Source organism: Zobellella taiwanensis, assembly GCF_003012795.1.
Classification (GTDB): domain Bacteria; phylum Pseudomonadota; class Gammaproteobacteria; order Enterobacterales; family Aeromonadaceae; genus Oceanimonas; species Oceanimonas taiwanensis.
Genome location: NZ_PXYH01000018.1, coordinates 1 through 22,043 on the forward strand (window position 1 = coordinate 1; position 22,043 = coordinate 22,043).

Consider the following 22,043-nt stretch of genomic DNA (forward strand, 5'->3'; position numbering starts at 1 on the left):
CTACGCAATCCTTGGTATTCGTCAAGCAGTTAAACCGAAGTTTTTACTGCTTGTTGACGTTGGCGTGTTGTGCCGTGTCAGTGAGGGCGCATTATAGGGAGCCGCCGGATTTGCGCAAGGGCTTTTTGGGCTAAAATATTCGTTTGCTCAAAAAACAGACCAAGCCCGGCTTTCTTGCCTTGTTTTGATCCTGATCCGGTTTTTTGCATGGGGGCCTGCCTATAATTAGCATATTAAATGCAAGTATAGGTATCCCCTCATGCAAATCCTGGACGCACAAAAAGAAAGCAAAATATGGCCCCTGTTCCGACTGGGCTTCAGAACCTTTTTCCTGGGGGGGGCGCTGTTCGCCACCGGAGCCATGTTGATGTGGCTGCTTACCCTGCTCGGCTTTAAGGTGCTACCGGGAGTCGTCAACCCCATCTGGTGGCATGCCCACGAAATGATCTTCGGCTTCGGCCTGGCAATCGTCGCGGGCTTTGTGCTGACCGCCATCCAGAACTGGACCGGGATTCCCGGCGTGCGCGGCTGGCCCCTGGCCACGGTATCGCTGCTATGGCTACTGCCACGGTTGTTGATGCCCTTGCGCGGTGAGCTGAATCCCCTGGTGGTCGTGCTGGATTTACTCTGGCTGCCACTGGTGGCCGGCCTGCTCGCACGCCCTATTATTCAGATCAAACAATGGCGCAACCTGTTCTTTGTTCCCCTGCTTGGTTTTATGACCCTACTCAATGCCCTGAGTTACTATGCCGCTTTCAGTGGCAACTGGTTGCTGGCCGAACGGACATTTATTGCCGCTGTTCTGGCCCTGTCGGCATTGATTGCTGTGATGGGCGGCAGGGTCATTCCGTTTTTCACGTCCCGCGCCACTGGTACGGAAAAACCCCAGCCGATAGTGCTGCTCGAAAAACTGAGCCTGGGCAGCTTTTGGCTGGCGACCCTAGGCTGGCTGCTGCTGCCCAGAGCTCCCCTGTTCAACGGCCTGCTGGCGTTGCTGCTGCTGGTCGCAGCGCTGAGTAATCTGGCTCGCCTGGCACGCTGGAATAGCAAGCTGACGCTGAACATTCCCCTGTTATGGATACTGCACCTGGGGTATCTGTTTATTCCGATTGGCCTACTTGCCCTGGCGGCTGCCCTGCTCAACCTGGGCATCAGCGTTTCCCTGGCTAGTCACTGGCTGACCGCAGGAGCCCTGGGGGCCGTTATCATCGGCATGATTGCCCGGGTTTCACTCGGTCATTCGGGACGCCCGCTGGAAATAGGCCGCACCATGGTGGTCGCTTTTGCACTGGCAATCCTCGCTACTCTGCTGCGCAGCCTGTTGCCCTTGCTGGCACCGGGAGTCACCACCCCGGCCTATCATGGCAGCGCCCTGGCCTGGATTGGCGCCTTCGGCATCTTCTGCTGGGTGTACTGGCCGGTACTGACCCGCCCCCGGGTTGACGGGCGGCCAGGCTGACATTTTGCGGAAATAAGTAAAGAAGGGGGAGGCATGGCCTCCCCCTTCTGCTGATCCGGCTACTGGCTTAGCACCAGGCCGTTGCTGTCCGCATCCAACTGCAGCGGTTTACCGGGCACCACACGGCCGGAAAGAATCGCCTGCGCCAGTGGATCCTCCACCTTGTGCTGTACCGCCCGCTTGAGCGGCCGGGCACCGAACAGGGGATCGAAACCGGCGTGTGCCAGCTTCTCCAGCAGCCGGTCTGTGATGGTAACCTCATACCCCATGGCCTCGAGCCGGTTCACCAGCCCCTGCATCTGGATGCGGGCGATCGACTTGATGTGATCCTCGCCCAGGGGATGGAACACCACGATTTCATCAATCCGGTTAATGAACTCGGGCCGGAACTGATGCCCCAGCACTTCCATCAGCATGGCCTTCATCTGATCGTAATCCTTGGAAGCACTGTGCTCCTGGATCAGATCCGAACCGATGTTGGAGGTCATGATCACCACGGTGTTGCGAAAGTCCACGGTGCGGCCCTGACCGTCGGTCAGGCGACCGTCGTCCAGCACCTGCAACAGAATGTTGAACACGTCCGGATGGGCCTTTTCTACCTCATCAAGCAGGATCACCGAGTAGGGCTTGCGCCGCACCGCCTCGGTGAGGTAGCCGCCCTCTTCGTAACCCACGTAGCCGGGAGGCGCGCCCACCAGCCGGGACACCGAGTGCTTCTCCATAAATTCCGACATGTCGATGCGCACCATGGCGTCGCGGCTGTCGAACAGAAAATCAGCCAGTGCCTTGCACAGCTCGGTCTTGCCCACTCCGGTTGGTCCCATAAACAGGAAGGAGCCCACCGGCCGGTTGGGATCCGACAGCCCGGCCCGGCTGCGGCGAATGGCGTTGGCCACCGCGTCCACCGCCTCGTTCTGGCCAATCACCTGCTCGTGCAGGCTGTCTTCCATGCGCAACAGCTTTTCCTTTTCCCCTTCCAGCATCTTGGCCACCGGAATGCCGGTCCAGCGGGACAGCACATCGGCGATCTCCTCGTCGGTGACCCGGTTTTTCAGCAGGTGCTGCTCCTGCATCTCGGCCTGAGCAGCCAGGTCCAGCTGTTTTTCCAGCTCCGGAATACGGCCGTACTGCAGTTCGGACATGCGCGCCAGATCGCTGGCCCGGCGGGCCACTTCCAGTTCCTGCCGCACCTGCTCCAGCTCGGCCTTGATATGCTGAGTGCCGGCGAGTGCCGCTTTTTCCGACTTCCACACCTCTTCCAGCTCGGCGTATTCCTTTTCCTTCTCGGCCAGCTCGTCACGGATCAGTTGCAATCGCTTGCGGCTGCCTTCGTCGTCTTCCTTGAGCAGCGCCTGCTCTTCCAGCTTGAGCTGAATAATGCGCCGATCCAGCCGATCCAGGGGCTCGGGCTTGGAGTCGATCTGCAGGCGAATGCTGGAGGCCGCCTCGTCAATCAGGTCGATGGCCTTGTCGGGCAGCTGACGGTCGGCAATGTAACGGTGCGACAGGGTCGCCGCCGCCACAATAGCCGGATCCGTGATCTGCACATGGTGGTGCAGCTCGTAGCGCTCTTTCAGCCCGCGCAGAATGGCAATGGTGTCCTCTACCGTCGGCTGGTTGACCAGCACCTTCTGAAAGCGCCGCTCCAGGGCCGCGTCCTTTTCCACGTACTGGCGATATTCATCCAGGGTGGTGGCACCCACGCAGTGCAGCTCGCCCCGAGCCAGCGCCGGCTTGAGCATGTTGCCCGCATCCATGGCGCCCTCACCCTTGCCGGCACCCACCATGGTGTGCAACTCGTCGATAAAGAGGATCACCCGGCCCTCTTCCTTGGCCAGCTCGTTGAGCAGCGCCTTAAGCCGCTCCTCGAATTCGCCGCGATACTTGGCACCGGCCACCAGGGCGCCCATGTCCAGGGACAGCACTCGCTTGTTCTTCAGGCCTTCCGGCACTTCGCCGTTGATAATGCGCTGTGCCAGCCCCTCGGCAATGGCGGTTTTACCCACGCCGGGCTCGCCGATCAGCACAGGGTTGTTCTTGGTGCGTCGCTGCAGCACCTGAATGGTGCGGCGAATTTCATCGTCCCGGCCAATGACCGGATCAAGCTTGCCCTGCTCGGCCCGCTCGGTGAGATCGATGGTGTATTTTTCCAGGGCCTGGCGGTTTTCTTCGGCATTGGGATCGTCCACCTTCTGGCCACCACGCACCTGATCGATAGCCTGGGTCAGCCTGTCCTTGGAGAGCCCTACCCGCTTGAGCAGCTCGCCCAGTTCGCCCTTGTCATCAAGCGCCGCCAGCAGAAACAGCTCGGAAGAGATGTAGGCATCCTTACGCTGCTGAGCCAGCTTGTCGCACTGATTGAGCAGGCGGCCCAGCACCGGCGACACCTGCACGTCCATGTCGCCGCCGCTGACCCTGGGCAGGCGGTCGAGGGATTTATCCAGTTCTACCCGCAAGGTGTTGCTGTCCACGCCGGCGGAGGTCAGCAAGGGGCGCAGGGTACCCCCTTCCTGGTTGAGCATGGCCACCAGCAGGTGGGCCGGCTCGATATAGGCATGATCCCGCCCCAGCGCCATGGACTGGGCGTCTTGCAGGGCAAGTTGGAATTTACTGGTCAGACGATCAAGACGCATCAGTGCTCTCCTCGAAAACCCCGCCGCAAGGCGGGCACACAGGCTCGATTACTGATACTAAAGATGGGGGGTTGTGGCCGAATTTCAACCGGCCACAAGATAAGTTTTTACTAATCCAGCCAGATCAGGCTGGCCATGCGCCCGGTACGCCCGTCGCGACGATAGGAGAAAAAGCGCTCCGGCTCGCCATGGGTGCAATATTCCCCCCCATAGATGTGTTGTACGCCGGCCGCCGCCAGCCGCAACCGGGCCAGGTGATAGAGATCCGCCAGCCACTTGTCGCCGTGGGGAACAAAGGCATCTGCCGCCAGCGGCATCTGGCGCACAAACTGCTCCCGCACCTCAGTGCCCACTTCGAAGGCACGGGGCCCGATAGCCGGCCCCAGCCAGGCCAACACGGTGTCGGGAGCCACCTGCATTTCCTGCAGGGTGGCTTCCAGTACGCCAGCCGCCAACCCGCGCCAGCCGGCGTGGGCCGCCCCCACCACGGTACCGGCCTCATCGCAAAACAATACCGGCAGGCAGTCGGCGGTCATCACGGCACACACCTGTCCCGGCGTGCGGGTCACCACGGCATCGGCGGTGAAGTTGTCACTTTCCACCGGTAAGGTCAGCACCCGAATGCCATGCACCTGCTCCAGCCAGACCGGCTCGGCAGGCAAATTAAGAAAGGCTCCCAGCCGTTCCCGGTTGGCTGCGACACTGCGCACTTCATCACCCACATGGCGGCCCAGGTTGAGGGTATGGAAAGGCGCATGGCTGACGCCGCCAATACGGGTGCTCTGGGCCGCGCACACTCGGGCAGGCGCCGGCCAGTCGGGCAGGATTACATCCATACCAGATCGTCCGGATGGGCCTGGGTATCGGCGCGCAATACCTCCATCAGGGCCACCATGTCATCGGGAATGGGTGCGTGCCACTCCATCAGCTCACCACTGATCGGGTGCTCCAGACGCAGCATCACCGCATGTAGCGCCTGGCGCTTGAAGCCGCGCAGGAATTCCAGCAGTTCGGGATCGGCCCCGCGCGGCGGCTTGAGCCGGCCACCGTAGACAGGATCACCGACCAGCGGGTGCTTGAGATAGGCCATATGCACCCGGATCTGGTGGGTACGGCCGGTTTCGAGCCGCAACCGCAGCCGGGTATGGGCGCGGAATTTTTCCATCACCCGGTAGTGGGTCACTGCCGGCTTGCCGGTCGGCGTCACCGCCATCTGGATACGCTGGGTAGGATGGCGGCCGATATTGGCATCCACGGTGCCACCGGCGGTCATGTGGCCGATGGCTACCGCCTCGTATTCCCGGGTGATGTGGCGCGCCTGCAGGGCCGACACCAGGTGGGTCTGGGCCGGCACCGTTTTTGCCACCACCATCAGGCCGGTGGTATCCTTGTCCAGCCGGTGCACAATACCGGCCCGGGGCACTTCGGCAATGCATGGGCAGTGATGCAGCAGGGCATTGAGCAGGGTGCCATCGGGAGTGCCGGCACCCGGGTGTACCACCAGGCCGGCAGGTTTGTTGATCACCAGAATATCATCATCTTCATAAACGATATTGAGATCGATGGCCTCGGGTTCGAACCTCACCTCGTCTTCCAGCTCGGCGCTCACCAGCACCTGCTGCCCCGGCAGCACCTTTTCCCGCGGCTTGCTCACGACTTCGCCATCCAGCTTCACCTGCTCCTGCTGGATCCAGGTTTTTATGCGGGAACGGGAGTAATCGGGGAACATTTCCGCCAACGCCTGATCCAAGCGTTGACCGTATTGGTGATCGGCGACCACGCCGTTCAGTTCGATTTGCTGGCTCATAGAGACCACTGGTTACCAAATGATATTTAATTGGGTATTCTAGCGGTTCTTGACGCTGAGCTTAATCAGTTTCCGAATTTTGCAAAAAGAATGGACTAATCAATGGCTAAACAACGAAGCGTATGGCTCACCCTGACCCTCGCCCTGGCGCTGGCCGCCACCGGCTGCTCCAGCACCAAGAAAGACGACGTTCCGGACGAGCCGCCCGAGGTACTGTATCAGGACGCCCAGGAGCGCTTGCAGGCCGGCAACTATATTCGCGCCGCCGAATTGCTGGAAGCCATGGATTCCCGTTATCCCTTCGGACCCTACTCCAACCAGGTCCAGCTCGATCTGATCTATGCCTATTACAAGCAGGACGACACCACCCGGGCCCTGGCCAATATCGACCGCTTCATCCGCCTCAACCCCAACCATCCCAGCGTCGACTACGCCCAGTACATGCGTGGCCTGACCAATATGTCGGCGGATCACAACTTCTTTCAGGAACTGCTCAATATCGACCGGGCCGACCGGGATCCCGCCTATGCCCGCCAGGCTTTTGCCGACTTCCGCCAGTTGCTGCGCCAGTACCCCGACAGCGTGTACGCCGCCGACGCCAAAGCCCGGATGATCAGCCTGAAAAACCGCCTGGCCAGGCACGATCTGGCGGTAGCCCAGTACTATATGAAGCGGGGGGCCTGGCTGGCGGCCGCCAACCGCGCCAAGTTCGTGGTGCAGTCCTACCCCGATACCGACATGATGAAACCGGCCCTGGAAATTATGGCCCAGGCCTACGACACTCTGGGCCTGGACGACATGGCCAGCAACGCCCGGGCGGTCCTGAAAGCCAACTTCCCAGCCGGTTAAGCCCTCAGCAACAACGACAAAGCCCCATACGGGGCTTTTTTTACAGCTGCTGATGACTGAAGTAACCCTGCAGAAATTCGTCGAAGCTCAGGGTATCGGCGCGTTCTATTTTGCGCTGGCGGGCCAGGGAGCGCGCGCCTTCCTCGTCGAAGTAGCCGTCCTCCCAAAAGCGGGGACGGGATTGCTGTAACAGCAACTGGTAGCGGCGGGACAACGCCAGGCCGTAAGGCAGGATGTCCTCGTTGCTTGCCATCAGTTCTTTCAGTACCCGGGCGGACAGGGTGAGGGAAGGATCGCGGATGGCCTCAAGCTGTTGCTGGTGGGCCTTGCCGTAGCAGCCGCGGCCACAACAGGCATCGAGCAGCCCGGCCACCTCGGCCAGTTCGGCAAAGTACCGTTCGCCCAGCGCGGCCAGCGGCAAGGTGTCGCCGCCGAACACTTCCAGCTCCAGGCCGGGCTTGCGTCCTTCCAACACCACCTTGGTAAAGTTGCGGCGGTTCAGGGCTATTTCCTCTTCGTGCAGGGGAGCGGAAGGGGTCAGCAGGCACCAGAGCACAAAGGTATCGAGAAAACGGATCTGGCCAGGCTCAATGCCCACCGCCGAGAAGGGATTGACGTCCACCGAGCGGACCTCAATGTACTCCACCCCTCTGGCGGCCAGGGCTTCGGATGGCTTTTCGCCGCTTTCCGTGGTGCGCTTGGGACGAATGGGGGCATACAGCTCGTTTTCGATTTGCAGCACATTGTCGTTGAGCTGGCGGTATTCGCCGTCCACCTTGACGCCGATACGGGCGAATTCAGGGGCATGGGTGCCGATGGCCCGGCGCAGCGTGGCCACGTATTCATCCAGGCTGTTGAGGGAAATATTGAGCCCGGCCTGGGCACTGTTGGTATAGCCCAGATCCGACAGCCGCAGCGAGGTGGCGTGGGGCAGGTAAAGGGTGCCCTTGCCCAATTGCTCAAAGGGCAGCCGGTGCTCGCGTCCCTGCAGGAAGGAGCCGCACAACGCCGGCGAGGCGCCAAACAAATAGGGAATGAGCCAGCCGAAACGATAAAAGTTGCGGATAAGCCCCAGGTAGGCCTCGGAGACAAAATCCTGCAGGCAGCCGCCGTTGCCTTCCAGTTCATGCCATTCAATCCAGAAACTGTCGGGCATGGACACGTTGAAATGCACGCCCGAGATCACCTGCATCCGGCTGCCGTACCGGTGATGCAGGCCCTGGCGGTAGAGGGTTTTCATCCGGCCGATGTTGGAACTGCCGTAACGGGCCAGGGGGATGGGCGCATCGGCCTTGAGCAGGCAGGGCATGCTGAGCGGCCATAACTGCTCCTCGCCCAGATGGCGGACCACATAACGATGAATGTCGGACAGTTGTGCCATCAGGGTTTCCACCGAGTCGGACACCGGCGTGATGAACTCCATCAGGGATTCGGAAAAATCGGTGGTGATATGGGCATGGGTCAGGGCCGAGCCCAGGCTGCCGGGATGCGGGGTTTGCGCCAGCTGGCCGTCCGGGGTGATGCGCAGACTTTCGCGCTCAATACCGCGGCGGATGCCCTTGATGGCGGGAAGCTTGTCGGGCGCCTGCAAGGCCTGGATACGTTGCGCCAGTGAGAGGGGTGTTTGGGTCATTATGTTTCGCTCTGTGACGTGGTGCCGCGCGCGGCACCACGGGAGGCCGGGCCTCATTATTCAATGGTTAAATCGTGCATCGGAAGATTGAGTTGCGCCAGCGATTTTTCAAGTTTTGCCTTGTCGCCAGCCACCACTATCACCATGTTTTCCGGCTCCAGCCAGCGCCGGGCCACGTCGGTCAGGGTAGCGGCGTCAACCTCGGACACGATTTCCTGCTGGCGATCCAGGTAGTCGGGAGAGAGCTCCATCATGGCCAGTTGCAGTAAAAACCCGGCTTTCTTGCCGAGGGTCTCGTAAGACAGGGCATCCTGCTGGGAATAGCTGCTGCGCAGATAGGCCAGTTCGGCGTCGTCCGGCCCCTCGTCGGCAAAGGTCGCCATGTCGTCGATTATGGCCCGCACGGCATCGGCGGTGGCATCGCCGCGCACGTCGGTGGACACCACAAACACCCCCGCCTCCCGGTTACCGGTGAAATAGGAATAGGCGCCATAGGTAAAGCCCTTGTCCTCCCTCAGGTTTTGGTTGATCCGGCTGTTGAAGTTGCCGCCCAGGTTGAAGTTCATCAGGTTGGCATGGAAAAAGGGGCCGGTGGCATCCAGCGGCAGCGCCCGGCGCCCTACCCGCAGCACCGACTGCACCGCGCCGGGCAGATCGACCAGGTAAATACCGGGTTGTGCCGGTTGCGCCTGCACCGCCACCTCCGGCAGTTCGGGCGCGCTGCCCTGCCATTCGGTCAAAAAGGCAAAGGCCTGCCGTGCCGCTTGGGGTTGCAGATCGCCGGCAATAATCACATGGCCGTTTTCCGGGTGGTAATAACGCCGGTAATAATCGCGCACCTGCTCCAGACTGAGTTCCGCGACAATAGCGGGCCGGCCGTCGTCGGGCAGCCCCATGCGGGTGTCGCCATACATCAGTTGACGAAAACCATGCTGGGCCAGCCAGGAAGGCTGTTTGCGGCTTTGGGCCATGGATTCGAGCAAACGGGCCCTGGCCTGCTCAAAATCCTGCTCGCGCAAACCGGGGCGGAACAACAATTCTTCAACCAGCGCCAGGGTCTGGGGCAGGGTTTCGGTCAGGCTGGTCACCTCGATTAAATTGGTATAAAAACCGCTGCGCACATTGACGCTGGCTCCCAGCCGCTCCAGCGCCTCGCTGAATTCGCCGGCGGACAGCCGCTCCGTTCCCTGGTTCATCAGGGTCGCGGTCAGGGCCGCTATGCCCTCCTGGCCGGGGGGCTCGGCGCGCTGGCCGCCGGGCAAGGCCAGGATCACCGATACTGCGGGGATTTCATCGTTGACGGTACCCAGCAGCTGGATGTTGTCACCCAGGGTTTCCCGCCACAGGGGGGGGACGTCAATGTGCACCGGCGCAGCCGCCTCGGGCATACGGCCGCGGTCGAAGTCATCCTCCACCTCGCGCAGGGGCAAGGCCGCCCGTGGCGGGTGCTCGGCCAATTGCCGCTCGGCGATGGCGTAATCCGGCTCTGCCGCCTGCCATTCGGGCTTGTCGGCCGGCACCACGCTCAGCACCGCCCGGGGACGCTGTTGCAGGTAATGATGGTAGGCTCTGGTTACCGCCTCGGGGGTGGTTTGCGCCAGGCGACGCCAGGCATTGATCGCGTAGAGAGGATCCCCGCGCAGCACCTGGCCCAGGGACAACTGCCGCGCCTTGCCCTGGGCGCCGTCGAGGCCGAGGATCAGGTCGGCACGCAGGCTGGCCACCGCTTTGTCTACATCGTCCCTGGCAATCCCCCGCTCGGCGATACCGGCGACAATGCTGTCGATGTCCTGCTTCAGGGGCGCCAGCCGCCCATCCCGGGAGGGGTTGGCATAGGCCCAGACGCTCAGGGTACAGGCCAGCTCGGCGCAATAATGACTGGCACCGGCACTGACTGCCTTGCCGGTTTCCACCAGTTGCTGGTACAGCAGCGAACTCTTGCCGCCACCCAGTACATCGGCCAGCACATCCAGCGCCGCCTCGTCCTCGTGGCCGAGGTGTACGGTCGGATAGGACAGGTACAGCATCGGCATACGGATACGCGCGTCGGGCAGGGTCTGGTGGCGGTCCTGCTCCAGCCGTGCCGGCGCCGGCTCAGCCCGGGCCACCGCCGGGCCGGCGGGGATGGAGCCAAAGTACTGCTCAACCCAGGCCAGGGCCTGCTCACTGTTGAAATCACCGGAAATCACCAGGGTAGCATTGTTGGAGCCGTACCAGCGCAGGAAAAAGGCCTTGAGATCGTTCACGTCCACCCGGTCCAGATCCTCCACATAGCCGATGGTCGGCCAGCTGTAGGGGTGCTCACGGGGATAGAGCAGTTCGTCCATGCGCTCGCCCACCAGGCCATAGGGCTGGTTATCGACCCGTTGCGCCCGCTCGTTCTTGACGGTATCTCGCTGGATCTCAAACTTGCGCTGGCTCACGGCCTCCAGCAAAAACCCCATGCGATCCGCCTCCAGCCAGAGCACCTTCTCCAGGTGGTTGGCGGGTACCGTCTGGAAGTAGTTGGTCCTGTCCTGGTTGGTAGTGCCGTTCATGGTGCCGCCGGCTTCATTGATCAGCCGAAAGTGCTCCTGATCGCCCACATGCTTGGAGCCCTGGAACATCATGTGCTCGAAGAAGTGGGCAAAGCCGGTTTGATCCGGCTCTTCTCTCGCCGAGCCCACGTGATACGTCACTTCCACATGCACCAGGGGATCGGAATGATCCGGATTCAGGATCAGGGTCAGGCCGTTGTCCAGCCGGTACATCCGATAGGGGATCACCAGTTCATCCCCTTGCGCTTCCACCTCCTGCACCAGCACGGGCGCGGCGGTGGCCAGCAGGGGACACAACAGCAACAGCAGGGACCAGTACTTCATGGGGTTTCCTTATTTTTGCAGCATCATTCAGCCCCGCAGCAACACCTTGCCGCGGGTATGGCCGGTTTCAATCTGGCGGTGGGCGGCCGGGCCCTCGGCCAGTTCGAACACCCGGGAAATGTCCACCTTGAGGCGTCCATCCGCCACCATGGCAATCAGGCTGGCGAGCTGGACATTGTCGGTGCGGCGCAGCATGCCGGCCGCCCTGAGCCCCCTGGCCTCGGCAGCGGCAATCACCTGGGGCGCGGTAATGGTCGGCACCGTGATCACCCGGCCATCGGGTTTCACATGGGACAAAAGCGATTCGCCGGAAGTTCCGCCGACCAGATCGAACAACAAATCCACCGGCGCCAGTGCCGCCATCGCCGCCGGATCCCGGTAATCCAGGATTTCATCGGCACCGAGCTGGCGCAGGAAGTCGTGATTGGCACGGGAAGTCAGCGCCACCACCACGGCGCCCAGCGATTTGGCCAGTTGCACCGCCAGGTGCCCTACCCCACCGGCAGCGGCGGAAATCAGCACCCGCTCACCGGCCTTGAGGCCGCCGTGATCGGTCAGCCCCTGCCAGGCCGTGGCCCCCGCCAGGGGCAGGCCTGCCGCCATTTCGTCACTGACGCCGGCAGGCACCGGCAACAGGCTATCGGCCGCCACCACCAGTTGCTGGCTGTAGCCACCCCCGGCCACCATGCCGAAAACCCTATCCCCGGGCTGGAAAGCGGTGACCCCCGGCGCCGCCTCCGCCACCGAGCCCATCAGCTCAAACCCGGGCGACCAGGGCAGCCGGTCCTTGACCGCCTCGGCTCCCCAGCCCAGGCCGGCCCGGGTCTTGGCGTCGATGGGGTTGACCCCGGCAAAATGCATTCTGACCCGTACCTGACCCGGCTCCAGCGCCACGGCCGGCACGTCGGCCAGCTCCAGTTGATCCGCGTCACCAAAGGCCTTGATCACTAACTGCTTCATCGCTTCACTCCTTGTGGGGGTTCGAAAGGGCATCCACCGGAAGATAGCACGGCTTCAACTGGCCCTGAATGATAATTGGCTCGACTATGCTCTATTGATACAGTTTGAAGAAGGATTCACCCGCGTCGTCCGACGCGTTCGCCATTAAGGTATGCTGCCATGACCCGACTGTTCCTGCTGCCCCTGATCCCCGCCCTGTTCTGGTATCTGTTCCTGCTGTACAACCACATTCCCATCAAGCGCGGCGCCCGGGTATTTTACTGGATCATAGGCCTGGGTTGGGGCCTTGCTGCCTTCTTGAGTCTGATGATGTTCTTGACCCGGTGAAGCCAGGCTGGAAGCCGGAAGATAAAGTCATTTGCGGCTCACGCTTCCGGCTTTGTGTTCACCAGTAATTCTCCATCAGGATCTGGCCGGGTTTGCGACGCAGGTGTTTTTCCAGCCCCCGCTCCCGGAGTTCGGCAATGGTATCCCGCACCATCTGGGGATTGCCGCACAGCATAACCCGGCTGTGCTCCGGCGTCAGCACCAGGCCGGCCCGGGCTTCCAGGCTGCCGTCGGCGATGGCATGGGTAATGCGTCCGCCCAGTGCCCCCTCGGCCGGCTCGCGGGAAACGAAAGGGACATAGCAAAAACCGGCCCGGCCCGCGGTAAGCCGTTCTATTTGCTGGCGATAACCGAGTTCATCGGCAAAACGCACCCCGTGCACCAGCACAATCCGTTCGAAGCGCTGCCAGCACTCGCCCTCGGCCAGTATCGAGACAAAAGGCCCCACTCCGGTACCGGTGGCGATCAGCCAAAGATCCCGGCCCGGTGGCACCTCGTCGAGGGTAAGGAAACCGGCGGCGGTGCGCTGCACCAGCAGTTCGTCGCCGGGCAACAACTCCGCCAGCCGGGGTGTGAGCTGGCCTTCGGGAATGGTGACCAGGTAAAACTCCGGGTCCTGTCCCGGCGCGTTGACGTAGGAATAGGCGCGCGCCACCTTTCTGTCATCGCCCTCCAACGCCAGCTTGGTAAACTGGCCGGCCTTGAACGGCGCTACTTCGGCCTCCACCACCAGCGAAAACAGGTTCCGCGACCAGTTAGTGCGGGCCTTGACCCGTCCCGTGATCCATTCTGCCATCGGTTTGCCTCCGTCGGGGTTTACCTCACTTTAGCCGTATTGCGGGCAATAAAAAACCCGCGGCCAGCGCGGGTTTTTTTCAGGCAGCAGCCAGACTTAGGCGGCAACCACCTGGATCTTGACGGTGGCCTTGACGTCGGCGTGCAGTTGCACACCCACTTCGTATTCGCCAACGTTGCGGATAACGCCGTCGTACAGGCGCACTTCGCTCTTGGCCACGGCCACACCGGCGGCAGTGATGGCCTCGGACACGTCGCGGGCACCGATGGAGCCGAACAGCTTGCCTTCGTCACCGGACTTGGACGCGATAACCACGTTTTCCAGGGCAGACAGTTGGTCGGCACGGGCCTGGGCGGCAGCCAGCTGCTCGGCCAGCTTGGCTTCCAGCTCGGCGCGGCGGGCTTCAAATGTAGCCACGTTGTCCTTGGTGGCCAGCACGGCCTTGCCCTGGGGCAGCAGGTAGTTACGGGCATAGCCGGACTTGACGGTGACCTGGTCGCCCAGACCGCCCAGTTTGGCGATTTTATCAAGCAGGATAACTTGCATTATTACCTTTCCTCTTTACAGGTACGAGTTAGGCCGCAGCTTACTTGTGCAGATCGGTGTAAGGCAGCAGGGCCAGGTAACGAGCGCGTTTGATCGCACGGGCCAGCTGGCGCTGATATTTAGCGCGGGTGCCGGTGATGCGGCTCGGTACGATTTTACCGGACTCGGTGATGTAGTTCTTCAGGGTAGCGATGTCTTTGTAATCGATCTCGGTAACACCGTCAGCGGTGAAACGGCAGAACTTACGACGACGGAAATAACGTGCCATGATTCTCTTCCTCTACTAAAACGTGGATTACTCGGCAGCGGCTTCGGCGCGAGCATCGTCGCGGCGCGGCTGGCGCTCTTCCTTGGCCTTGGCCATTTCGGAAGGCTCGGTGATAGCCTGCTTGGTGCGCATGATCATGTTGCGCAGCACAGCGTCGTTGTAGCGGAAGTTGGTTTCCAGCTCGTCGATCACAGCCTGGTCGGCTTCAACGTTCATCAGAACGTAGTGAGCCTTGTGCAGCTTGTTGATCGGGTAAGCCAGCTGACGACGGCCCCAGTCTTCCAGACGGTGAATTTGACCACCGGAAGTGGTGATGGCGCCGGTGTAGCGCTCGATCATGCCGGGAACCTGTTCACTCTGGTCAGGGTGAACCATAAATACGATTTCGTAATGACGCATGGATTGCTCCTTACGGGTTATAGCCTCGGCGCGGGCTCAGTCACACCAGCGGAGGCAAGGAACGTGTTATTGATGACTGATTTCAAGGCGGCGTAGTTTAAGGGATAACCAGCCGGGCGGCAAGGTATTAAATACGGGGACTGGGGACTGGGGACTGGGGACTGGGGACTGGGGACTGGGGACTGGGGACTGGGGACTGGGGACTGGGGACTGGGGACTGGGGACTGGGGACTGGGCGTGTTTTACTAATCCATATTCCCTATTCCCTATTCCCTATTCCCCGATATGGTCAGCGTAACCGCCGCTGCAGTCCAATGGCCGCGATCACCACCAGCGCCCCGAGATATACATTCCAACCGGGAAACTCGCTGAACAGCACCATGCCCATAAGGGTAACGAAAACCAGCCCCGAGTATTCACTGGCGGCAATCTTGCTGGCATCGGCCATGGCGTAGGCCATGATGCAGATGCCCTGATAAACAATGCCCAGCAGGGCGCTGCCCACCAGCAGCAACCAGACTTCCGCCGCCACCGGCTGCCAGCCGGGCAGGGCCAGGGCGAGGCTTGCGGGCAATGCCAGTGCCTGGGTCAGGAACAGGGTGGCCAGCACAGAGCGTCCCTGGGGCAGGCGGCGCACCAGCACATTGCTGGCGGCCATGGAAAAGGCGGTCAGCAGGGCCAGCCAGCCGGCCCAGTGCCATTCGGCCGGATTGAGCACCACCAGGATGCCGCCGAAACCGAGCAAACTGATCCCATAGGCGGCGGGCCTTACCTGCTCACGGCTGAGCAGGACGGCGAGGGGCAGGGTCATCAGGGGCGCGGCATAGAACACGGCGTTGGCGGTAGCCAGGGGCAGGTAAATCAGGCTGACAAACACGCAGGCCGAGCCCATCAACAACAGATGGCCGCGCAGCAGATGGATTTTCCACTGCCCCAGCCCACGGCGGGCCGGGGGCAAGCGCCACCAGAACGGCAGCAGCAGCAAGGAGGTCAGCAGAAAACGCAAGAACACATACTGGTAGGGGTTGGTGCCGGTCTGGCCAAGCAGTTTGACCAGGACATCGCCAAAGGAAATCATCAGGTTGCCGAGCACCAGCAGCAATATCGCCAGCAACTGGCCATCGGCGGCCATGCGCGCCCTTATGCGCTGCATGCAAACATCATCCGGCGATGGGGAATACCGTCTTCCAGGTACTCCTCCCCCACTGGTACAAAGCCCAGGGAAGCATAAAAGTCCAGCACATAAACCTGGGCACCCAGCCACAGCGGCTGGCCGGGCCAAAGCCGCCCGGCCTCGGCCATGGCACGACGCATCAGGGACCGGGCCAGGCCACGGCCGCGCTGTGCAGGCGCCACCATCACCCGCCCAATCCATACCTGGTCGGGGGCCAGCACTCCGGGACCCAGCAGGCGGGCACCGGCCAGCAACTGCTCTCCCTGCCACAGGTTGAGATGGCGAACCTGCGGATGCAGATCAAGGCCATCCAGATCCTGGTAGGCGCAATCCTGCTCCACCACAAACACGGCCGAACGCAGTGCCAGCATCCGGTAAAGCCGGGCGGCCCCCAGTTCATCAAAACGGCTCAGTTGCCACTCCATTGCCTACCCCGGTCTATTGGCCACGCTGGCGCACCATTTCGAACAGACAAATGCCGGTGGCCACCGATACGTTCAGGCTGGACACCGACCCGGCCATGGGGATACTCACCAGCTCGTCGCAGTGCTCCCGGGTCAGCCGGCGCATGCCCTTGCCCTCGGCGCCCATCACCAGCGCCAGCGGTCCGGTCAGTTTGGCCTGGTACAGGCTGTGATCCGCCTCGCCGGCGGTGCCCACCACCCAGACACCCTTGTCCTGCAGGCTGCGCAGGGTACGGGACAGATTGGTCACCTGGAACAGCGGCACCACCTCGGCGGCGCCGCAGGCCACCTTGCGCGCCACCGGTGTCAGGCCGGCGGACTTGTCCCTGGGCACGATGACGCCGTGCACCCCGGCGGCATCGGCGGTGCGCAGGCAGGCGCCCAGGTTGTGGGGATCGGTGACGCCGTCCAGCACCAGCAGCAAGGGCGCGGTCAGGCTGCCCAGCAGGGCGTCAAGATCCGCCTCGTTCAGGGCTGGCTGAGCCTTGACCCGGGCCACCACCCCCTGGTGTTGATGGCCGTCCGCCTTGCCGTCCAGAGTCTGGCGGCCGGCAAACTGGACCTTGACCCCCGCCGCCTGCAACCGGCCTTGCAGCCCCTGCAGGCGGGCATCGTCCCGGCCTTTCAGCAGCCAGACTTCGAGGATATGCTCAGGATGGGATTCGAGGACGGCATCCAGGGCGTGGATGCCGAAAATCAGTTCACTACTCATTGTGTTATCTCGGGGATGGGGGGATTGAAGACCGGACCGGGGTTAATCCCCCGTCCCCGGTCCCCACTCCCTGACGTGGTCAGCGGCGCTTTCTGCTCTTGGGTTTGCCGCCCTTGTCGGCCGGCTTGGCCTCCGCCTTGCCGCCGCTCTTGGGCTTGGCCCGCTGGCGCGACTTGAGGTTTTTCGCGCCCTTGCCGGATTTGGCGCCGGCAGGCAGGGCCTCTTCCACCGTTTCGAAATCGATCTTGCGATCGTCCAGGTTAACCGCCATCACCTTGACCCGGATCTTGTCGCCCAACCGGTAACGGCGGCGGAAGGTCTCGCCAATCAGCTGCTGGCGGGCCGGATCGAACTGGTAATAGTCGTTTTGCAGGCTGGAAATGTGCACCAGGCCGTCGATATGGATCTCGTCCAGTCGCACGAAAAAGCCAAAGCCGGTAACGTTGGCGATGGTGCCGCCGAACTCGCTGCCCACATGGTCGAGCATGTACTCGCACTTGAGCCAGTCGGCCACATCACGGGTGGCGTCGTCGGCCCGGCGCTCGGTCAGGGAGCAGTGCTCGCCCATGGGCGCGACCTGGTCATACTGGTAGGCCACACCGCCGGTATGGCTGCCGCCTCCCCCCTGGATCCGGGCCAGCTGGGCCTTGATCGAACGGTGCAGGATCAGATCCGGATAACGGCGGATGGGCGAGGTAAAGTGGGCATAGGACTTCAGCGCCAGGCCGAAGTGGCCCATATTGTCGGCCTGGTAGACCGCCTGCTTCATGGAGCGCAGCAGCATGGTCTGGATAAGCTCGGCGTCGGGCCTGTCCTTGATTTGCTCGGCCAGCAGAGCATAGTCCGCCGGCTGCGGTTCCAGCCCACCCTTGAGCTCAAGCCCCAGCTCGCCGAGGAAACTGCGAAAACCGGTAAGCTTTTCCTCGCCCGGCTTGTCGTGCACCCGGAACAGGGCGTGGGCTTCCTGCTTTTCGATAAAGCGGGCGGCGGCCACGTTGGCCATGATCATGCACTCTTCGATGATCTTGTGGGCGTCGTTGCGCACCAGCGGCACAATACGCTCGATCTTGCGCTGGGGGTTGAACACGAAGCGGGTTTCTTCGCTCTCGAACTCGACCGCCCCGCGCTGGTGGCGGGCATGCTTCATCGCCTGGTAGAGCCGGTTCAGTTCTTCCAGGTGGGGCACCAGGGGCGCATAGCGCTCGCGCAGACCTTCGTCCCCTTCCAGGATGGCGGCCACCTTGGTGTAGGTCAGGCGGGCATGGGAGTTCATTACCGCTTCGTAAAACTTGAAGCCGGACAGCTTGCCGGTGGAGGAGACCGTCATTTCCGCCACCATGCACAGGCGATCGACCTGGGGGTTGAGCGAACAGAGGCCGTTGGACAGCACCTCGGGCAGCATGGGAATCACCTGCTCGGGGAAGTACACCGAGTTGCCACGCTGGTAGGCTTCGTTGTCGAGAGCCGTGCCCGGACGCACATAGTAGGACACGTCGGCGATAGCCACCCACAGCCGCCAGCCGCCGGAGCGTTTGGGCTGACAGTAGACGGCATCGTCGAAGTCGCGGGCATCTTCCCCGTCGATGGTGACCAGGGGCAGGTCGCGCAGATCCTTGCGGCCTTTTTTGGCTTCCTCAGGTACCTCTTCGGACAGCCTGGCCACTTCCTGCTTCACCTCCTGCGGCCAGACATGGGGAATGCCGTGGGTACGCAGGGCAATCTCGATCTCCATGCCCGGATCCATGGTCTCGCCCAGCACCTCGGTTACCTTGCCGATGCCGGTCATGCGCTTGGTGGGCCGCTGGGTAATGGTGATCACCACCACCTGGCCCATGCGCGCGCCCAGGGTTTCGCCCTGGGGAATGAGGATATCCTGGGCGATGCGGCTGTCGTCCGGCACCACATAGCTGACGCCCTGCTCGACAAAGTAGCGTCCCACCACGCTCAGGTCACGGGACTGGAGCAGGCGCACCAGGCGGGCCTCGCGCCGGCCCCGGGCATCGATACGCAGGGGTTGCACCAGCACATAGTCGCCGTGCATCAGGGCATCCATTTCCCGCTGGGCCAGGAAGAGGTCGTCGCCGCCATCGTCGGGGCGCACGAAGCCGAAGCCCTCCCGGTGGCCGATAACATGGCCCTTGATCAGGTTGAGCTTGTCGGGCAGGGCGTAGCACTGGTTGCGGGTGAACACCAGTTGGCCGTCCCGCTCCATGGCGCGCAGCCGGCGGCGCAGGGCTTCGGCCTGCTCTTCGCCGGCCAGGGTCAGTTCGGCGAACAGCTCATCCCGGCTGACCGGCGTTTGCCGGGCCTTGATGTGTTCCAGAATGAATTCCCGGCTGGGAATGGGGTTTTCGTATTTTTCGGCTTCCCGCTGCAGGAAAGGATCTTGATTTTGTGACATAAAGTGGTCCATTTGAGCACTGCAATAAGAGAAGTATATCAGTAGAGAAAGAATAAAGAGTGACAGGACGCCCGTTCAGGCCAGTGCTTGCCGGAACGGGCGCGACGCCACTTGGGGAAGCCGGAGGATCAGAGGTTCTTCAGCATCTCGTCCGGCAGGGCAAGCGTGTCGTTGCTGTTGATGCCGATACCGCGCTCGAGAATGTTGCGGGCAATGGCCTGGGCCTCCTCCAGGGAGTGCATCACATAGGTGCCGCACTGGTATTCGTTCAGTTCGGGGATGCGGGACTGGTCTTTGACCTCTAGCACATCCGCCATCGCCGCCTTCCAGGCATCGGCTACCCGCTGTTCATCCGGCGCACCGACCAGGCTCATGTAAAAGCCGGTACGGCAGCCCATGGGGGAGATGTCGATGATCTCCACGCCGTCGCCATTGAGGTGGTTGCGCATAAAACCGGCGAACAGGTGCTCCAGGGTATGGATGCCCTTTTCCGACAGGATTTCCTGGTTGGGCAGGCAAAAGCGCAGATCGAACACGGTAATGGTGTCGTTGTGGGGGGTAGCCATGGTTTTGGCGACCCGCACCGCCGGGGCTTCCATACGGGTATGGTCGACGGTAAAACTGTCCAGCAGTGGCATGGAATATTCCTCGATTCAGTAAACAACGGGCGATTGTGGCAAAAAAGCCGGACGGTGGAAACCGAAGAACGGGGATTCGGACTCTGCCGCGGCCAGTCTCTGACCGGTCACGAGCCCGGTCACCCGTCCCGGCCTTGTTATACCGCTTCTTCGTTCTGTTCGCCGGTACGGATGCGGATCACCTGGCCCACATCGAACACGAAAATTTTGCCGTCGCCAATCTTGCCGGTGCGGGCGGTGGTTTCGATGGCCTCGATACAGGATTCGACCAGATCGTCCTGCACCACCAGCTCCAGCTTGACCTTGGGCAGAAAATCCACCATGTATTCGGCACCCCGATACAGTTCGGTGTGGCCCTTCTGGCGGCCAAAGCCCTTGACCTCGGACACCGTCATGCCGGTGATGCCGCGCTCGGCCAGGGCTTCGCGCACATCGTCCAGCTTGAAGGGTTTGATGATGGCTTCGATCTTCTTCATCGGTGGCTCCTTACCAATTTATTTTGCCAAACCCGGAGGTGATGGGGTAGCGCCGGTCCTTGCCGAAATTGCGCGGGGTAATCCGCGGCCCCACCGCACTCTGGCGGCGTTTGTATTCGTTGATATCCACCAGCTTGATCACTCGGCGTACATCGGCCTCATTGAAACCGGCCGCCAGCAGCTGTTCCAGGGATTGGTCCCGCTCCACATAGGCTTCGAGGATGGCATCGAGCACATCATACGGGGGCAGGCTGTCCTGGTCGAGCTGATCCGGCGCCAGCTCGGCGGATGGCGGCCGGTCGATAACCCGCTGGGGGATCACATAGCCCAGGGTATTGCGGTATTTGGAAAGCTCGAACACCAGCGTCTTGGGCACATCCTTGATCGGCGCAAAGCCCCCCACCATGTCGCCGTAGAGGGTGCAGTAGCCGACCGCCACCTCGCTCTTGTTGCCGGTGGTCAGCACCAGGCGGCGGCGCTTGTTGGAAATGGCCATCAACAGCACGCCCCGGGCCCGGGCCTGCAGGTTTTCCTCGGTGGTGTCGCGCTCGGCGCCCTCGAACAGGGGCGCCAGCTGGCCCATAAAGGCGTCGAACATGGGTTCGATGGACACGATATTGAACTCAATGCCCAGATGGCGGGCTTCCTCTTCCGCGTCTTCCACACTCATGGAGGCGGTGTAGCGGAACGGCATCATCACCGCCTGCACCCGCTCGGCGCCCAGGGCGTCGACCGCGATAGCCAGGGTCAGGGCCGAGTCGATACCGCCGGACAGGCCGAGCACGGCGCCGTTAAAGCCGTTCTTGTTGACATAATCCCGGGTGGCCAGCACCAGCGCCTGGTAGACCTCGGCCAGGGGGTCCAGCACAGGCCGGATCTCGGCCGCCACCGGCGCCTTGCCGGCCAGGCGCACCAGCGCCAGCTGCTCCTCGAAGGGGGCCAGGCTTTGGGTCAGCTCACCCGCGGCGTTGAACACCTTGGAGCGGCCGTCAAACACCAGCTCATCCTGGCCACCCACCAGGTTCAGATACAGCAGGGGCAAGCCGTTCTCCTTGCTGCGCCGGGCCAGCAGGCTTTCGCGGATCCAGGCCTTGCCCCTGTGGTAGGGAGACGCATTGAGGCTCAGCACCAGCTCGGCGCCGGCGGCTTTTGCGCCCGCCATGGGCGCGGGCTCCCACACGTCCTCGCAGATCAGCAGGCCGAGCTGGTGGCCCTTGAAGTCGATAACGCAGGAGGCATTGCCGGCGCTGAAGTAGCGTTTTTCATCGAAGACACCGTAGTTGGGCAGCAGTTGCTTGAAGTAGCGGCCCAGCAACTGGCCCTGGTAAAAAAAGGAAGCGGCGTTGTAGAGCTTGCCGTCCTGCCGCCAGGGGTGCCCCACCACCAGGGCGGTGTGAGTGCTGGCGGCGGCCAGCCTTTCCAAGGCAGCATTTACCCGCAGGTAAAGGTCGTCGCGAAACAGCAGATCTTCCGGCGGGTAGCCGGTGATGGCCAGCTCGGGAAAGAGCACCAGTTCGGCGCCCTGATCCGCCGCCCGCCCGGCGGCGGCCAGCATGGCATCGGTGTTGGCTTCAATGGCGCCCACGGTCAGATTGAGCTGCGCCAGGGCCAGGGTGAGGTGTTGGGACATGGGTCTGTGT

At 62.2% G+C, this 22,043-nt stretch carries 20 protein-coding genes; 3 read left to right on the forward strand and 17 right to left on the reverse strand.

Features of this window, described 5'->3' with window-relative positions; genetic code table 11:
- The first annotated feature begins 259 nt into the window (after positions 1–259).
- Complete coding sequence (locus C7I36_RS12560; RefSeq protein WP_106454046.1) at positions 260–1,459, forward strand: NnrS family protein; 1,200 nt, start codon at positions 260–262, stop codon at positions 1,457–1,459.
- 59 nt (positions 1,460–1,518) lie between these two features.
- Here C7I36_RS12560 and clpB read toward each other — a convergent pair whose 3' ends face one another.
- The 3 genes from clpB to rluD form a co-directional block, all read right to left on the reverse strand.
- Positions 1,519–4,092, reverse strand: coding sequence for an ATP-dependent chaperone ClpB (gene clpB, locus C7I36_RS12565; protein WP_106454047.1), 2,574 nt, complete (start codon positions 4,090–4,092; stop codon positions 1,519–1,521).
- A 110-nt stretch (positions 4,093–4,202) separates the two neighbouring features.
- A complete protein-coding gene (gene pgeF, locus C7I36_RS12570; protein WP_106454048.1) occupies positions 4,203–4,928 on the reverse strand; it encodes a peptidoglycan editing factor PgeF in 726 nt (241 codons plus the stop codon).
- Complete coding sequence (rluD, locus tag C7I36_RS12575; RefSeq protein WP_106454049.1) at positions 4,919–5,899, reverse strand: 23S rRNA pseudouridine(1911/1915/1917) synthase RluD; 981 nt, start codon at positions 5,897–5,899, stop codon at positions 4,919–4,921. Before rluD ends, pgeF begins: the two co-directional genes overlap by 10 nt.
- Before the next feature lie 102 nt (positions 5,900–6,001).
- Here rluD and C7I36_RS12580 point away from each other — a divergent pair, with 102 nt between their 5' ends.
- Positions 6,002–6,748, forward strand: a complete 747-nt coding sequence (locus C7I36_RS12580; protein ID WP_106454050.1) for an outer membrane protein assembly factor BamD — start codon at positions 6,002–6,004, stop codon at positions 6,746–6,748.
- Positions 6,749–6,788: 40 nt separating this feature from the next.
- On the opposite strand, the gene gshA is transcribed toward C7I36_RS12580, so the two are convergent.
- The 3 genes from gshA to C7I36_RS12595 are packed head-to-tail and all read right to left on the reverse strand — an operon-like array spanning position 6,789 to position 12,202.
- The gene (gene gshA / locus C7I36_RS12585; protein WP_106454051.1) at positions 6,789–8,381 is read right to left on the reverse strand and encodes a glutamate--cysteine ligase; all 1,593 of its coding nucleotides are present in this window, start codon (positions 8,379–8,381) and stop codon (positions 6,789–6,791) included.
- Positions 8,382–8,437: 56 nt separating this feature from the next.
- Positions 8,438–11,242, reverse strand: coding sequence for a M16 family metallopeptidase (locus C7I36_RS12590; RefSeq protein WP_106454052.1), 2,805 nt, complete (start codon positions 11,240–11,242; stop codon positions 8,438–8,440).
- Positions 11,243–11,269: 27 nt separating this feature from the next.
- The gene (locus C7I36_RS12595; RefSeq protein WP_106454053.1) at positions 11,270–12,202 is read right to left on the reverse strand and encodes an NADP-dependent oxidoreductase; all 933 of its coding nucleotides are present in this window, start codon (positions 12,200–12,202) and stop codon (positions 11,270–11,272) included.
- Between the two features lie 159 nt (positions 12,203–12,361).
- Here C7I36_RS12595 and C7I36_RS17450 point away from each other — a divergent pair, with 159 nt between their 5' ends.
- On the forward strand, positions 12,362–12,529 hold the full coding sequence (locus C7I36_RS17450; protein WP_181256368.1) for a hypothetical protein: 168 nt from the start codon (positions 12,362–12,364) through the stop codon (positions 12,527–12,529).
- Between the two features lie 58 nt (positions 12,530–12,587).
- Here the strand turns inward: C7I36_RS17450 and C7I36_RS12600 are convergent, their stop codons facing one another.
- From C7I36_RS12600 to C7I36_RS12650, 11 genes are all read right to left on the reverse strand, one after another.
- On the reverse strand, positions 12,588–13,325 hold the full coding sequence (locus C7I36_RS12600) for a ferredoxin--NADP reductase (RefSeq protein WP_106454054.1): 738 nt from the start codon (positions 13,323–13,325) through the stop codon (positions 12,588–12,590).
- Positions 13,326–13,421: 96 nt separating this feature from the next.
- The gene (gene rplI, locus C7I36_RS12605) at positions 13,422–13,871 is read right to left on the reverse strand and encodes a 50S ribosomal protein L9 (protein WP_106454055.1); all 450 of its coding nucleotides are present in this window, start codon (positions 13,869–13,871) and stop codon (positions 13,422–13,424) included.
- Positions 13,872–13,911: 40 nt separating this feature from the next.
- On the reverse strand, positions 13,912–14,139 hold the full coding sequence (rpsR, locus tag C7I36_RS12610) for a 30S ribosomal protein S18 (protein ID WP_014291460.1): 228 nt from the start codon (positions 14,137–14,139) through the stop codon (positions 13,912–13,914).
- A 27-nt stretch (positions 14,140–14,166) separates the two neighbouring features.
- The gene (gene rpsF, locus C7I36_RS12615; protein ID WP_106454056.1) at positions 14,167–14,538 is read right to left on the reverse strand and encodes a 30S ribosomal protein S6; all 372 of its coding nucleotides are present in this window, start codon (positions 14,536–14,538) and stop codon (positions 14,167–14,169) included.
- 289 nt (positions 14,539–14,827) lie between these two features.
- Entirely contained in the window at positions 14,828–15,691 is an 864-nt protein-coding gene (locus C7I36_RS12620; protein WP_106454057.1) for a DMT family transporter, read from the reverse strand.
- Positions 15,679–16,137, reverse strand: a complete 459-nt coding sequence (locus C7I36_RS12625; protein WP_106454058.1) for a GNAT family N-acetyltransferase — start codon at positions 16,135–16,137, stop codon at positions 15,679–15,681. Before C7I36_RS12625 ends, C7I36_RS12620 begins: the two co-directional genes overlap by 13 nt.
- Before the next feature lie 13 nt (positions 16,138–16,150).
- On the reverse strand, positions 16,151–16,888 hold the full coding sequence (rlmB, locus tag C7I36_RS12630; protein WP_106454059.1) for a 23S rRNA (guanosine(2251)-2'-O)-methyltransferase RlmB: 738 nt from the start codon (positions 16,886–16,888) through the stop codon (positions 16,151–16,153).
- Between the two features lie 79 nt (positions 16,889–16,967).
- Positions 16,968–19,289 (reverse strand): ribonuclease R, encoded by a 2,322-nt coding sequence (gene rnr, locus C7I36_RS12635; protein ID WP_106454060.1) that lies wholly within the window; start codon positions 19,287–19,289, stop codon positions 16,968–16,970.
- A gap of 128 nt (positions 19,290–19,417) precedes the next feature.
- Positions 19,418–19,927: an S-ribosylhomocysteine lyase gene (luxS, locus tag C7I36_RS12640; RefSeq protein ID WP_106454061.1), complete on the reverse strand. Its 510-nt coding sequence runs from the start codon at positions 19,925–19,927 to the stop codon at positions 19,418–19,420.
- 137 nt (positions 19,928–20,064) lie between these two features.
- A complete protein-coding gene (gene glnB / locus C7I36_RS12645) occupies positions 20,065–20,403 on the reverse strand; it encodes a nitrogen regulatory protein P-II (RefSeq protein WP_094039138.1) in 339 nt (112 codons plus the stop codon).
- 10 nt (positions 20,404–20,413) lie between these two features.
- The gene (locus C7I36_RS12650) at positions 20,414–22,033 is read right to left on the reverse strand and encodes an NAD+ synthase (RefSeq protein ID WP_106454062.1); all 1,620 of its coding nucleotides are present in this window, start codon (positions 22,031–22,033) and stop codon (positions 20,414–20,416) included.
- Between the last annotated feature and the right edge of the window lie 10 nt (positions 22,034–22,043).